General features: G+C 43.9%; 11 protein-coding genes. 10 read left to right on the top strand and 1 reads right to left on the bottom strand.

What is annotated here, in order from left to right:
* The first annotated feature begins 32 nt into the window (after positions 1-32).
* The 4 genes from IGI71_RS13955 (at position 33) to IGI71_RS13940 (ending at position 4,845) form a co-directional block, all read left to right on the top strand.
* Entirely contained in the window at positions 33-1,649 is a 1,617-nt protein-coding gene (locus tag IGI71_RS13955; protein WP_430615821.1) for a glycoside hydrolase family 43 protein, read from the top strand.
* The gene (locus tag IGI71_RS13950) at positions 1,646-2,971 is read left to right on the top strand and encodes an ABC transporter substrate-binding protein (RefSeq protein ID WP_333718705.1); all 1,326 of its coding nucleotides are present in this window, start codon (positions 1,646-1,648) and stop codon (positions 2,969-2,971) included. The genes IGI71_RS13955 and IGI71_RS13950 overlap by 4 nt, the downstream gene beginning before the upstream one ends.
* 128 nt (positions 2,972-3,099) lie before the next feature.
* Complete coding sequence (locus IGI71_RS13945) at positions 3,100-4,011, top strand: carbohydrate ABC transporter permease (protein ID WP_034858631.1); 912 nt, start codon at positions 3,100-3,102, stop codon at positions 4,009-4,011.
* Positions 4,012-4,845 carry a carbohydrate ABC transporter permease gene (locus IGI71_RS13940; RefSeq protein ID WP_005228444.1) on the top strand — a complete coding sequence of 278 codons (834 nt, stop codon included), beginning with the start codon at positions 4,012-4,014 and terminating at the stop codon, positions 4,843-4,845.
* A gap of 55 nt (positions 4,846-4,900) precedes the next feature.
* Here the strand turns inward: IGI71_RS13940 and IGI71_RS13935 are convergent, their stop codons facing one another.
* Positions 4,901-6,079, bottom strand: a complete 1,179-nt coding sequence (locus tag IGI71_RS13935) for an ROK family transcriptional regulator (protein WP_015510297.1) — start codon at positions 6,077-6,079, stop codon at positions 4,901-4,903.
* 250 nt (positions 6,080-6,329) lie between these two features.
* Here IGI71_RS13935 and xylB point away from each other — a divergent pair, with 250 nt between their 5' ends.
* From xylB to IGI71_RS13905, 6 genes are all read left to right on the top strand, one after another.
* Positions 6,330-7,826: a xylulokinase gene (xylB, locus tag IGI71_RS13930; protein WP_333718704.1), complete on the top strand. Its 1,497-nt coding sequence runs from the start codon at positions 6,330-6,332 to the stop codon at positions 7,824-7,826.
* Between the two features lie 117 nt (positions 7,827-7,943).
* Complete coding sequence (gene xylA / locus IGI71_RS13925; protein WP_333718703.1) at positions 7,944-9,251, top strand: xylose isomerase; 1,308 nt, start codon at positions 7,944-7,946, stop codon at positions 9,249-9,251.
* Positions 9,252-9,391: 140 nt separating this feature from the next.
* Complete coding sequence (locus IGI71_RS13920) at positions 9,392-10,858, top strand: glycoside hydrolase family 1 protein (protein ID WP_333718702.1); 1,467 nt, start codon at positions 9,392-9,394, stop codon at positions 10,856-10,858.
* Positions 10,859-10,894: 36 nt separating this feature from the next.
* Entirely contained in the window at positions 10,895-12,301 is a 1,407-nt protein-coding gene (locus tag IGI71_RS13915) for a response regulator (RefSeq protein ID WP_333718701.1), read from the top strand.
* Positions 12,302-12,663: 362 nt separating this feature from the next.
* Positions 12,664-13,494, top strand: a complete 831-nt coding sequence (gene licT / locus IGI71_RS13910) for a BglG family transcription antiterminator LicT (RefSeq protein WP_010749938.1) — start codon at positions 12,664-12,666, stop codon at positions 13,492-13,494.
* A gap of 111 nt (positions 13,495-13,605) precedes the next feature.
* A complete protein-coding gene (locus tag IGI71_RS13905) occupies positions 13,606-15,456 on the top strand; it encodes a beta-glucoside-specific PTS transporter subunit IIABC (RefSeq protein ID WP_060791440.1) in 1,851 nt (616 codons plus the stop codon).
* Positions 15,457-15,458 lie beyond the last annotated feature (2 nt).

Here is a 15,458-nt window from a genome sequence, read left to right as displayed (position 1 = left end):
AATGCCAAAGAGGGAAAGAGGAGGAAATTTTTTTGATTACCAATCCGATACTAACAGGCTTTCATCCAGACCCGAGTATTTATCGTGCAGGTGAAGATTATTACATTGCTACGTCGACCTTTGAATGGTTTCCAGGTGTGCGCATCTTCCATTCGAAGGATTTGAAGAACTGGCGCTTGATCAGTACACCAGTCAATCGTGTCAGTCAGTTGAATATGCTGGGAAACCCAGATTCTGGGGGCGTTTGGGCGCCAAACTTAAGTTACAGTGATGGTCGTTTTTGGTTGATTTATTCAGATGTCAAAACACAATCTAATAGTTGGAAAGATGTGAACAATTATTTGATCACCTGTGAAACCATTGATGGGGATTGGTCAGAACCAATCTATATGAATTCTTCTGGTTTCGATCCCTCGTTATTTCATGACGACGACGGCAAAAAATATTTTCTGAACATGGTTTGGGATTATCGTCCGACAAACCATTCCTTTTATGGGATCGCTCTCCAAGAGTTTGATTGGCAAGCCAAGAAATTGGTGGGGCAGCCCAAAATCATCTTCAAAGGAACAGAGCGCAAATTGACGGAAGCACCGGTTATGTATAAAGTGAACGGCTATTATTATTTATTGACGGCAGAAGGTGGCACCAAGTTTGAACATGCAAGTACCATCGCTCGTGGGACGCACATCGAAGGGCCTTATGAAGTTCATCCTCAAAACCCTCTGATCAGTTCCTGGGGACAGCCAGAGATCCTGCTACAAAAAGCTGGCCATGGTTCATTTGTGAAAACGCAGACCGATGAATGGTATTTTGTTCACTTAACAGGGCGAGCGCTGAAGTATCCAGAAACGCCCCTCTTAGAAAATCGCGGTTATTGCCCGCTCGGACGAGAAACAGCGATCCAGTCTGTTTATTGGGAAAATGATTGGCCGTATATCACAGGCGGAAACTTTCCAAAAGAGGAAGTCCCACAGCCACAGCTGCCCGAACATCCGTGGGAAACAGAATCAGGCTTTGATGATTTTGAAGAGGCGTCGTTGGCACCAGTGTTTCAAACCTTGCGGATTCCTTTTTCTGAGAAAATCGGTAGTTTGACCGCACGACCAGGGTACTTGCGCTTGTATGGGCGAGAGTCGTTCAATTCCTTGTTCCATCAAGCACTAGTGGCAAGAAGATGGAGCGATTTTCGTTTCGAAGCAACGACTGCCGTCGAATTTTCACCGACCTCGTTTCTACAGTTGGCAGGCATGACGAATTACTACAATACACAAAACTGGTCGGCGATCTGCATCACTCATGATGAGACGAAAGGCAGAATCATCACTGTATTGGCAAGCGATAAGGGCCAACTGAAGAGTCAAAAAGCACCAGAAGTTGTGATACCAGCCGATGTACAAACAGTCTACTTCAAAACGATCGTTCATTATGCCCACTATCAATACGCGTACTCGTTTGATCAAAAAGAGTGGCAGGTCATCGATCAGCTATTTGACAGCTTGCAATTGTCTGACGACTATGTAGCAGAACATTACGGTGGATTCTTTACAGGGGCTTTTGTAGGGATGTTTGCGATCGATACGACCGGCAATCGTTTGGCGGCTGATTTTGATTCATTTGATTATCAAAAAATCGAGGAGGAAGAAAGATGAAAAATTGGAAACGGGTCTTACAAACAGCGTCAGTAGCGGGCTTAGCAGCTTTTATGCTTAGTGGCTGCGGGAATGGTTCTGGAAACAGCAGCTCAGATAATAGCGCAACGGGAAGTAGTGGCAAGGATGAACTCGTGGTTTGGACCTTTACTTCAGAATTATCAACAATGATCAATGATTACTATTTGCCGGCGCATGACGACTTGGCCTATGACATTCGGATCGTGGAGATTCCTTCTGACCAATTCGAGACCAAGCTCGATCCGATTCTCGGTTCCAAAGATGCACCAGATGTGATTGCTTTAGAATCTGCCTTTGTCAAAAAATATGTGGAATCAGGCATGATGGCAGACCTTGGTTCACTGGGGCTTGATGAAGCCGCGGCAGATACGTATCAATATGTCAAAGACGTAGGGACTTCAAAAGACGGGGTTCTTCATGCCTTGGCTTGGCAAGCTGCTCCTGGCGGGTTTTATTACCGGGCATCGATGGCAGAAGAGCTGCTAGGGATCGATGATCCAGCGGCTGCGCAATCGGCATTGTCAGACTACGACAAGTTCTATGAGCAAGCCAAAGCAGTCAAAGAAAAAAGTGGTGGAACCACCTATATGATCTCTAGTGTCCAAGATTTGGCAAAGCCTTTTTATGGTCAACGCGAACATGGCTGGGTTGAAGACGGCAAATTAGTGATCGACGACAGTTTGTATGACTTGTTGGATGTATCACGAAAATTTGTAGAAGAAGGCCTGACACAAGATACAGAAGGACAATCAGAAGCTTGGTTTGCTGGAATGAATGGCGACAATGTATTCGGTTATAGTTTGCCGACATGGGGGCTGCACTATTGGTTAAAACCAAATGCGACAGCTGCCGATAACTCCAGCTCAACAGAAGGGGACTGGCGCATGATCCAAGGACCGTCGTCGTGGTTCTGGGGCGGCACATGGATCGGTGCTACAGCAAATTCTGAGATGCAAGAAGAAGCTGCGCAATTGGTGGCTTACTTGACCACAGATCAAGCATTTTTAAAACAATGGGCCGAAGATACCGGTGATTTTGTATCAAATGAGCGAGTCGTTGAAGAAATTAAAGGCGAATATGAAGAGGAATTTTTAGGCGGTCAAAACCACTATGCAGAATTTGCCGATATGGTTCAAGACATCAATGCGAAAATTCTGACCGAGTATGACCAGACGATTGAAACCCTCTTTACGGATAGTTGTTTGACACCATTTTCAAAAGGTGAAGTGGATCAGGAAACGGCGATCCAAAACTTTAAAGATGCGGTCGTCAATGCTTATCCAGATGTTCAAGTAGATTAGGTGTTGTTGAAACCGGCACCGAAGACGGGGGCGGTTTCAACCTTTTCTAGGTATTATGCGCTGCTCAAATGGCTTGTCTTTACAGGCAGAAGTTGGCAGTAGAAGAAATAAATATCAGGGGGATTACGATGCAGAATAAGAGAAGATTTGAACAGTATCATCGCTATGGGCTATTATTTATCGCACCATTTTTTCTAGCATTCTTGGTTTTTCAGCTTTATCCAATTCTCTATACGATTTACCTAAGCTTTACGGATCTAAAAGGGTGGAATCCAGCTGCCAATCTTGTCGGACTGGATAACTATTTTGCGATTTTTCGCAACCCGTTATTTTTAAAATCCATCAGCAATACCTTTATTTTGTGGGGCGTAAACTTTGTCCCTCAAATTGGCTTGGCTCTGTTGCTGGCGGCATGGTTTACCAATATCAAGTTGCGCTTGCGGGGGAAAGGCTTCTTCAAAGTCGTTTTTTACTTACCCAACATCATTACTGCCGCTTCAGTAGCAATCTTATTTTTCGTTTTGTTCAGTTTTCCGTTAGGTCCGATCAACCTAGTCTTGCAGCATTTCGGTGTTTTGGACCAGCCCTATGACTTTTTCCGTAGTGAAACGGGCACTCGGCTGATCGTTTCCTTTATCCAATTTTGGATGTGGTATGGTCAGACAACGATCGTTTTGGTTTCGGGCATTTTGAGCATTGATGATGCTCTTTTTGAATCAGCAATGGTCGATGGAGCCAATGATGGTCAAATTTTCCGCAAGATCACGCTGCCTTTGTTAAAACCAATCTTGCTTTATACATTAGTGACATCCTTGATTGGCGGCTTGCAAATGTTCGACATTCCTTTTTTGCTGACAAACGGCAATCCCAACAATAGTGTCTTAACGATCACGATGTTTATCTACAACCAAGCCTTTACCGGGAGTCGGAATTTCAACGTTGCCGCAACCGCGTCGGTGCTATTATTGGTACTTTCGATCGTATTAAGCACGTTATTGTTTCAATTTTTCAAAGAAAACAGCAAAGTGGGGCGAAAATAAATGGAAAATAGCTATCGAGCAAAACGATTGTTGATCTATGTCTTTTTGGTGTTGCTGACCATCTTAAGTATTCTGCCCTTTTGGGTCGTCTTAGTCAATGCGACCCGTTCAGCAGAACAGATCCAGCAAGGGCTGTCCTTGTGGCCAGGCGGTAATCTCCAATACAACTGGTCCGTCTTAATGGGCAGAGGCTTCAATGTTTTCAATGGGTTTAAAAATAGTTTCTTGATTGCGGCTGGCGCTACCGTTCTCAATGTATATTTTTCGGCATTGACAGCATATGGCGTGATCGCCTATGAGTTTCGTGGCAAGAAAGTCCTGTTTGCTGTCATTCTTGGGCTGATCATGATTCCTCAGCAAATCAGCATGATCGGTTTTTATCAATTTATGAATCGCTTAGGGCTCTTAAATAATTTTCTGCCATTGATTTTACCAGCGATCGCATCACCTGCTACCGTTTTTTTCTTAAAGCAATACTTAGAAACGATCTATCATCCTGATTTGGCAGATTCTGCTCGTTTGGACGGAGCCGGCGAAATCAAAATTTTCCATCGCATCATGTTGCCCTTGATGAAACCGGGCTTAGCCACCATGGCGATTTTCTCGTTCGTGACCTCGTGGAATAATTTCTTGATGCCCTTGATCTTGATCAACGATACGGAAAAGTATACGTTGCCGATGCTGGTCCAATTGCTGAAAACCGATGTTTACCGTACTGAATTTGGCAGTATGTATCTAGGGATCTCATTAAGTATTATTCCTTTACTGCTGATTTACCTGTTTCTATCGAAATACATCGTGGGCGGTGTGACGGCTGGCGGAATCAAAGGATAGCGAGACCTTTTTACCAAAAGAAAACGCTGGACTGAGTCTTCAGTCCAGCATTCATTTAACGGATCACACGGGAGAGATCAAGTGCCGCAAAGCGCAAATCGTTGATATTCAAGAAATGTTTCGCCACTAAAACATTGCCGCCAAACAGCGGGGCCTGATCGCCTAATCGACTGTTTTTGATCTTCGTGTTTTTGGTGAACTGGCTGGTCAATTTTTGCTGCAGCGCTAGTAATAAATCAGGAATTTTGCGATAGACCGAGCTGTTGATATAGACTTCTTCGGGATCAGAAAAAGTGATGACATTGTTTAGCCCAATACTAAGAAACTCAACATTTTGTTGCGCCAACTCGACTGCTGATTTTTCTCCGGCATGATAGGCTTGTGCAAAGGTATCCGAATTAACGAACGCAGTTTTTGTATAGTGACTGTAGGTGTCAAACAAGACTTTGTTCGACGCGTATTGCTCTAAGCAGCCTCGATTGCCGCAAGGGCACAAGTTGCCGTGAGGAAAGAGCGTAGAATGACCAACTTCCCCCGCCATGCCGTGAGTACCGGTTTGCAGCTGCCCATCAACGATGATTCCGACACCGATCCCACTATGGACGCTGACGCTCAGTAAATTCGTGGAATCAGAAGAAAAACAGTACTCGCCTAAAGCCGTCAGATTGGCTTCGTTTTCTATATAGACCGCCGTATTGTATTTTTGGCTCAAAGGGGCGATCAAATCAAAGTGTTCCAAGTCGTAGTAGGGGGCAAAGGTGACCGTCTGATTGTGAACGATGCCGTGGATCGCCAAACAGATTCCTACTAATCCATGAGTGGTTTGCGGCATTTGCGGCCAAAACTCTTTCATCATGGAATCGATCGTCGCCAGTACATTTTCTTTGGTGATCAATTCATGGGAATGGTCGGCAGAGGCGATCATCTCGCCATTGATATAAGAGAGCATCCCTCGAACATAGTTATAGCCGATGTCAAAGGTAACAGCTAAGCTGCTACGGTGATTGAATTGCAATTGAATCGGTTTGCGACCACCGATCGAAGTGGAATCACCAATGCCGACTTCGCGCACGAAGTCCGTGTCGATCAGTTTTTTGGTTATTTGAGAAACAGACGCTTTATTGAGATGGGTCAAATTTGACACTTCCGCTCGTGACACATTTTCATTGTCAATGATCGTCTTCAATACAGCCGCTTCATTTTGTTCGCGTATGCCCATTTTATTGATAATCATGTGTTCTCCTCTTCGTAGATGTGATTAGTGTTAGCTTACCGTGCAAATTAATATTGTGCAAGCTGAAGAATAAAGAAAAGACGCAGAATGTAGGAGCAGCAGTTTGATAAGGAAAAACCATGAAAGATTCGTTGAAAGCGCTTGACAGGAATGCGAGAATCGTTTACTATCCAATTAGTTAGTTTTGAATGCTAATTAACCGTTTAAGAGTCAATGGTTAACTGCTTCAAACAGAGGAAGGAGAGAAGAGATGGCTTATTTTTTAGGGTTGGATCTAGGAACAAGTGCGTTAAAAGGCTTAGTTTTTGATCAAACCGGGGAACTCCAAGGAACAGCAAGTGCTGACTATCCATTGTCATCCCCAAGACCGGGGTTCAGTGAGCAAGAGCCGGTGCACTGGCAACAGGCGGCAGATAAGGTGATCAAAACCTTGATCCAGCAGCTTCCAACGCTGCAAAAGGAATTGATCGGCATCAGCTTTTCTGGGCAAATGCATAGTCTTGTTTTATTGGATGAAGAAAACCGAGTCATTCGTCCGGCAATATTATGGAATGACGTTCGGACCACCAAACAATGCCAAGCGATCATGGCATCCTTTGGAGAGGAAATAAAAGCAATCACCAAGAATGTTGCTTTGGAAGGGTTCACCTTACCAAAAATTTTATGGGTCCAAGAACACGAGCCTGAACATTGGCAACAAGTTCGTCACATGATGCTGCCAAAAGACTACTTGGCTTTTTGGCTGACTGGGAACTATTCGATGGATTATTCCGATGCAGCGGGTACGTTACTGCTGGATATCGAAAAGAAGTGCTGGTCTGAAGCCATTCTAGAAAAATTCGCAATCGCATCGGATTTACTGCCGCCGCTTTTTGAATCAGCAGCGCCTGTAGGGCAAATGCGAAAAGAGCTGCAAGAAGCTTTTGGGTTTGAACAAGAGGTGACGATCTATGCAGGTGGCGCAGACAATGCCTGTGCTGCATTAGGTTCAGGGATCATCGCCGAAGGTGTCGGCATGGTGTCGATTGGCACTAGCGGTGTGTTCTTATCCTTTGAAGAAGCGCAAGAGGTTGATTATCAAGGAGATCTACACCTTTTCCGTCATGCGATCAAAGACAAGTTGTATTCAATGGGGGTCACGTTAGCCGCTGGAAATTCCTTAAGCTGGTATCGTGATACGTTTGCCCCCAACCAATCGTTTCAGGAATTGCTTTCAGCGATCAGTGAGGTAAACCCAGGGGCAGAAGGCCTGCTGTTTACGCCTTATATCGTGGGCGAACGCACACCGCATACCGACAGCCAAATCAGGGGTAGTTTTATCGGCATCGACACACGGCATCGCGAAAAGCATTTCAGTCGTGCGGTCTTAGAAGGGATCACCTTCTCTTTGAAAGATTCCCAAATGATCATGGAAGAACGGGCACAGCGGAAATTCACCCAGATCGTTTCTGTGGGGGGCGGTGCGAAAAATGCCGAATGGCTGCAAATGCAAGCCGATATTTTTAATGCAGAAATGCTGACTTTGTCTACTGAGCAAGGTCCAGGTATGGGCGCAGCAATGCTGGCAGCAATCGGCAGTGGCATTTATCCAGATGCAGCTGCCTGTGTTAACGCCTTTGTCAAATACGGCAAGGCCATTGCACCGATTCCTGAAAATGTCGCCAAATACCAAGAAATTTATGCGATCTACCGCACCGTCTACCAACAAACCGCCCCTATCTGCCATGCATTGGCGCAAATCGAGTAGCGTAATGGCAGCAGGCAATCTACTTGATCAAAGCGAGGAATCGTTTTTGGTTCTAAATGATTGGAAACAAGTAAGTTAGTTTATTACACTAAAAAACATAAAATGGAGGCAACAACAATGACTTATTTTCCAGAGATCGAAAAAATCCGCTACGAAGGTCCTAAAACAGACAATATGTTTGCATTTCGCCACTACGATGCCGAAGAAGTTGTTTTAGGCAAGAAAATGAAAGATCATCTACGTTTTGCAATCGCCTATTGGCATACGATGACGCAAGACGGTTCTGATCCTTTTGGCGCACCTGTCAACAAACGGACGTGGATCGGTGACACCGAAATGGAAACGGCGAAAAATCGAGTAGAAGCCTTCTTCGAGATTTGCGAAAAATTAGGGGCAGAGTTCTTCTGTTTCCATGATGTTGACGTGGCACCTGCAGGGGAAACGTTAGAAGAATTTTTCCAAAACTTAGACGAAATCACCGATTTGATCAAAGAAAAAATGGAACAAACGGGAATCAAACTATTATGGAATACAGCAAATATGTTCTCACATCCTCGTTTCAATAACGGCGCTGCTTCCACCAATAATGCAGAAGTTTATGCGTATGCGGCAGCCCAAGTCAAAAAAGGCTTAGACATCTCGAAAAAATTAGGCGGCGAAAACTATGTCTTCTGGGGTGGCCGTGAAGGCTATGAAACCTTGTTGAATACAGACATGAAATTTGAACAAGACAACATCGCCCGTCTATTCAAAATGGCGATCGCTTATGGCGAAAAAATCGGTCATAAACCGCAGTTCTTATTAGAGCCGAAACCAAAAGAACCATCAAAACATCAATATGATTTTGATGCAGCGACAACGATGGCCTTCATTCAGCACTACGGCTTAGAAGGAGATTTCAAATTAAACCTAGAAGCCAATCATGCAACTTTAGCTGGCCATACCTTTGAACATGAAATCGCCGTTGCCCGTAGCTATAACGCATTAGGCTCACTGGATGCCAACCAAGGAGATATGCTGTTAGGGTGGGATACGGATGAATTCCCAACCAACGTCTTTGACTCGATACTTGCTTTATACGAAGTCTTAGAAAACGGCGGCATTGCGCCGGGAGGAATCAATTTCGATTCTAAAGTCCGTCGTTCGTCATTTGAAATGGAAGATCTGTTGTTAGCCCACATCGCTGGTATGGATACGTATGCCCGAGCGTTGAAAGCAGCAGCGAAACTAAAAGAAGACCGCTTCTTAGACGAATTGAAGGAAAAACGATACGCCTCTTTCCAAGAAGGCATCGGAGCGAAGATCGTTGCTGATGAGGAAAACTTAGAAACACTGACAGATTACGCATTGGCGCATGATCAAATCGAATTAGAATCCAGCCACATTGAATATGTGAAATCTCGTTTGAATGATTACCTGTTTTAATAAGAAACGACTGTCGTTCTGAGGAGCGGCAGTTTTTTCACCTAAAAATATCTTTTGGCAATTGTTACGAATCAACCAACTTATGATACGATAAAATGTAACCGATTTATTTCGGTTTAGGAAATGAAGGAGGCAACTTGATGTTTCACACAAACTTAGATCCTTTCCCAGAAAACTTCTTATGGGGGGCAGCTTCGGCGGCCTATCAAATTGAAGGAGCATGGGCAGAAGACGGCAAAGGTCCGTCGATTTGGGACACCTATGCCCAAATTCCTGGCAATACTTTTGAGGAAACCAACGGCAAAGTGGCGATCGATCATTACCATCGGTACAAAGAAGATGTTGCTTTGATGAAGCAAATGGGCTTGAAAGCCTATCGCTTCAGCGTGGCGTGGTCGCGAATCTTGCCTGATGGCGAAGGCGCGGTCAATGAAGCGGGTGTGGCGTTTTACGAAAAGCTGGTGGACGAATTGCTTCGGCAAGGAGTAGAGCCGATTTTGACGCTGTATCATTGGGACCTTCCCCAGGCTTTGCAAGACAAATACTTAGGATGGGAAGGCCGAGAAACAGCAGAAGCATTTGAACGGTATTGCCGGATCCTTTTTGAACGCCTAGGAAAGAAAGTCACCTATTGGGTCACCATGAATGAACAAAATGTCTTCACTTCTCTTGGGTACCGTTGGGCGGCACATCCGCCGGGCTTGAAGGACTTAAAACGGATGTATGCAGCCAATCATATCATCAACCTTGCCAATGCTAAGGCGATCAATTTGTTCCATGAGCTGGTTCCTCAGGGCAAGATCGGTCCAAGTTTTGGCTATGGACCGATGTATCCGTTTAGCTGTGACCCAGAAGATGTGCTGGCAGCAGAAAATGGCGAAGCCTTCAACAACGCATGGTTTTTAGATGTCTATTGCAAAGGCGAATACCCAAAATTTGTCTACAAGCAATTAGCCAAAGTTGGCTTGGCTCCTGAAGTCACTCCAGAAGATCAAGCACTATTAAAACAGGCAAAACCTGATTTCTTAGGAATCAATTACTATCACGGTGGGACGGCCCAGCAAAACAATTTGCAAAAGCAGTCAGCTGAAAAGAAAGAATTTTCTAAAGTCGATCCGTATTTGATGCAAGCGGCAACTGGTGAGTTCTCACCCGAAGAAACCATGTTTGCGACAGCAGAAAATCCTCACTTGAAAAAAACGGATTGGGGCTGGGAGATCGATCCCGTTGGTTTCCGTGTAGCCTTGCGGCGCATCCAAGCCAATTATGACTTGCCGATTTTTATTACTGAAAATGGGTTAGGCGCTATCGATCAATTGACAGAAGACAAACAGATCCATGACCCATACCGCATCACCTATTTGCAGGAACATCTGGTGGAACTGCAAAAGGCCATCACGGATGGGGTTGAGCTGATCGGCTATTGTGCTTGGTCCTTTACAGATCTACTAAGTTGGTTGAATGGATACAAAAAACGCTATGGGTTTGTTTATGTTGATCGCGACAATCAAAGCGAACGTCAGTTGGCGCGCATCCCGAAAGATAGTTTTTATTGGTATCAAGAGGTGATTCGCACCAACGGGGCAAGTTTGACAAGTGAAACATGATGTAATGAAGGAGTAGCTGAAAATGGAGGTTGGAAAATGCGTAAAGTGTTGATCGTTGACGATGAAGCATCGATCCGAAATGGGCTACCTCTGATCATCGATTGGGAACGTCTGGGGTATCAAATCGTCGGGTCGGCGGAAAACGGCGAAGCTGGCTTGGCAATGATCCGCGAATTGAAGCCAGATGTTGTGATCGCTGATATCCGTATGCCGGGAAAAAATGGTCTTGAGATGGTGCAAGCAGCATCGGAGGAAGGGCTTTTGTTTTTTGCCATTATTTTATCCGGCTACTCAGATTTTGACTATGCCAAGCAAGCTTTGCAACTGGGCGCTGTGACCTATTTGCTGAAACCAGTTGATGAAGAAGAGCTGATCGGTATTTTGACGAAAATCGATCAAAAAGCCAAGACCGATCAGCAGAAAAATCAGAAGAGTCAGTTGATGGAGAAATTGTTTGGCGGGGATCAAACGGGAATCAAAGACGCACAAGCCATCAAGCTATTGCGTCTTTCCGAGGAGGCAGATGCCCAAAAGCTGGTTGAGAAATTGCAGGAGCAAGTGGCGCAAGTCGTCACCTTGATCCATCGGCATCATCGGTATTTGGTCTTGTTAAACGAGGAGCGCTTTCCCGACGAGGCGATCGATGCATGGTGCCGTAAAAAAATGGCTCACCAAGAAATCTTGATCTCCCGCTGGTTTGCGGCGCAAGATAACTTGAAGCCATTGATGATCGATATCCAGACATTAAGTAAATTGATTTTCTTATTTCCCAATCAAGTCATTTCTCACCATGTTTTGGATACGACGCAAGAAGCAGAAGAACGAAGCGATTTGCGTGAAGAATTAGTTAAGGCGATTTTGGCAAACGATCCGTTAGAACAGCCGTTATCCCGCTATTATCAAACCTTTTATCATTCATTGGCATTGGAAGAAGAGATCAAATGGCAAATCAATGGTGACATCGAATGGCTGCAGCATCAAATCAGTGAAAAAGTAGCCTTAGCAATCGAATGGTCGACAGACGAAGTGCATCAGCAGATTTTTCTCGCCCAGACGTTTCCAATGCTGCAAGAGGTGATCACCGCAAAACTAACAGACTTGCAAGCAACAGTCGCCAGCAGTTTGAACCAAATCGATATCATTGCAGAATTGATCCAATACACGAAAAAGCATTATCAAGAAGATTTGACCTTGAAAAAAATCGGGGAACGTTTCAATTACAATAGTGCCTATCTAGGCAAGAAGTTTCGCAAAGAAACTGGGAAAAATTATTTGGCGTTCTTGGATGAAGTTCGAATGGAAAAAGCGGTGGAAATCTTGCGTCATTCCAATCTAATGGTCTACGAAGTTGCTGAATTGGTGGGCTACAGCAATGTTGATTATTTCTACAAAAAGTTCAAACAATACCATCAGGTTTCACCGAATGAGTTTCGAAAAACATAAGAAAATTCGCTGATACATGAGCAGCTATTTTTCAGGAAAACAGTCCATCGCATAGGCAATGAAAAGAGAAATTTGTGAAAAGAAAAAGCGGCATTACAGGTTCGCATGGCGGCAGCAAGAGACAACACGTCTTTTTTTGTCGCCATTTTTTTGAATAATCTCGTCAGAAGCTCATACAAGAAAATGCTTTAAAAAAGCTATTGACGTCGTTTTCATTTTGAAGTATAGTAAGTGCATCGGATCGTTACTGATAATGCAGGCGTGACCACAGGTATGAGATTTTCTCCATTCGTTTGTTTTGGAAAAAGATCATAGCTAGTTGGTGACGTTATTTTTTTGTTTTATTTTAGGAGGTGTTGACCATGGAAATCGTCAAAGTATTTAATAATAATGCTTCATTAGTCCTGAACGACAATCACCAAGAAGAAGTTGTGATGGGGAGTGGCATCGGCTTTGGTTTGAAGCCAGGCGACACTGTCGATCAAAAGAAAATAGAAAAGCGATTCATCATTAACGACCAAAAAAGCATTGCAGATTTGGAACAGCTGCTTAAACGGATTGAATATCGTGATCTGCAACTGGCCAGCGATATTTTAAAATTGTTTGAGGAAGCGTTTCAATGCGAAAGCAATCCTGCACTGCTAGTGGCACTTGCAGACCATATCGGTTTTGCTCTGACGAGGGCAAGAGAAGGGATGAAAATTCAAACACCCCTAGAATGGGAATTAAAGCAGGTGTACCCGAAAGAATATGAAATTGGTCTTCAAGCGGTTGAGCTGATGCAAAAGCGAACACATCTGAATATTCCGCAAGATGAGGCTGCTTTTATTACGCTGCATTTCGTGAATTTTTTAGGCGATAACAACGGAATGGAAGAAACAATGCTGATTTCCAAAGTCATGAAAGATATTTTGACGATCATCAATTATCATTATGGTAAAGAATTCAGACAAGACTCTATTTATTTTTCCCGATTCATCACTCACATTCGCTACTTTGTTAAACGACAGATGAGCAATGAGCTACCAGCTCAACCAGCGTCTAGTTTATTAGATGTGATTCAACTGAAATATCCGTTGGATTATGAGTGTGCTATGAAAATCAAGCAATTTCTGGAAAATAGGTATCAGTGGGAAATCACTGAAGATGAAGTGTTGTATTTAACCTTACATTTAAATCGATTGGCATCTTAACGGATCGTTACTGGTAAAGCAGGCGTGACCTAGAGTGAGTACTCAAACGAGTCTTTTGTTTGAGGTGTATTCTAGATCACGCTTTTTATTATACGCAAAAGGAGAATAACTATGAAATTTGAAAACGAAAGTGCCGCGATCATTCGCTTGATCGGTGGTGAAAAAAATATCGACAGCTTGGTTCATTGTGCAACGAGATTGCGTTTTGGCTTGAAGGATGACGCCAAGGCCAATAAAGGGGAACTTCAAAAACTGCCCTATGTGATGTCTGTTGTACAAAGCGGAGGACAATATCAAGTCGTAATCGGCAGCAATGTATCAGATTACTATGCGACGATCTCAGCTATGGCTGGGTTATCAGATCAAGAAACAGGTTCTTCGAAAAAAACAGGTTTTAATTTGAACGCCGTATTTGAAATTATCTCAGGTGCTTTTTCTCCTTTAATTCCTGCTCTAGCAGGTTCGGGGATGCTAAAAGCACTGCTGACGGTTTTGACCCAATTTAATTGGTTATCAGCAGAATCTTCTACTTATGTCATTTTGAGTGCCGCGAGTAATGCAATATTTTATTTTTTACCGATTTTCTTAGGGATCACGTTGTCGAAAAGATTAGGTGCCAACATGTACGTTGGCGGCGTGATTGGTGCAGCATTGTTGGAACCTCAGTTTACTGGGTTGATTGGCGTGGAAAATACAAATTTCTTGGGGATACCAGTTCAAGCCGTGGACTATGCCACAACCCTATTTCCGATTTTTGCGGCTATTTTCATTTATCAATTTGTAGATAAATTTTTGAAAAAGATTATTTATAAAGACATTCAATTGTTTGCCGTACCAATGCTTAGTTTGATGATCATGATTCCATTGACCGTTATCCTTTTTGGTCCATTCGGCACCTTTTTCGGGGATCTTTTATCAGGAAGTGTAATGTGGTTATTTGAAAAAAGCCGAATCCTTTCAGGCATCGTTTTAGGGGGCGGGATGACCTTCATGGTTATGTTTGGTTTGCACTGGGGCTTTACACCTGTAACGTTAGATAATCTGACAAGATTAGGTGGAGACCCCATTGAAGGAATGGCATTGGCCGCTGTTTTTGCTCAAATCGGGATTGCAGTTGGCTTCTTCTTACGAGCGAAAAAACATTCGAAAATGCGGGCTTTGGCAGGCCCTGTTGCATTGACTGGCTTCTTTGCCGGCGTGACAGAGCCCATCGTCTATGGGATTATTCTTCGTTACAAAAGACTTTTGCCGATCGTAGCTATTTCCGGTGGTTTAGGCGGAGCGGTGTTAGGCGCTTTTGGTGTGACGATGAATGCGTATGTTTTCCATAATATTTTTTCCTTGCCTGTTTACAGTCCTTTGGTGGGCTATCTGATCGGAATCACCGTTTCATTGTTGTCAGGTGCTTTACTGGCTTATTTCTTCGGCGTGAAGGAAAGCGAACTGACAGAATTTGAAGCAGAGCCTGAATCAGAGGTAGAAAGTATCTTAACCAATGCAGCAACTCCGATTTACTCACCGGTAAAAGGACAAGTGATGCCTTTAGCAGAAGTGGAAGACGATGTGTTCGCCAGCGGGATCGCTGGACAAGGAATTGCGGTCATCCCCGATGAAGGAATCATTCGGGCACCTTTTGCGGGCACTGTTGTTGCTGTTTTCCCTTCTAAGCATGCGATTGGTATCAAATCTGATCAAGGGGTTGAATTATTGATCCACGTCGGGCTGAATACCGTGAATCTAAATGGTGAGTTTTTTGATGTTAACGTCGAAAATGGTGCGACAATTGCACGAGGAGATCGTTTGTTGACCTTTGACCGGCAGGCGATTCTGGATAAAGGCTATCAATTATCGACACCCGTGATCGTTACAAATTGTGGACCAGATACAGTAATCGAGTACGAAACAACGGCCGGAACAATTGAAGCAGAAGGGATTCTGTTTACCGTAAACAACGAAGGATAGGA

Origin of the sequence: Enterococcus sp. DIV1279b, assembly GCF_050531515.1 — a bacterium.
GTDB lineage: Bacteria > Bacillota > Bacilli > Lactobacillales > Enterococcaceae > Enterococcus_D > Enterococcus_D casseliflavus.
Note: the sequence above shows the minus strand (reverse complement) of the source record. Positions and strands in the feature narration are given on the sequence as shown.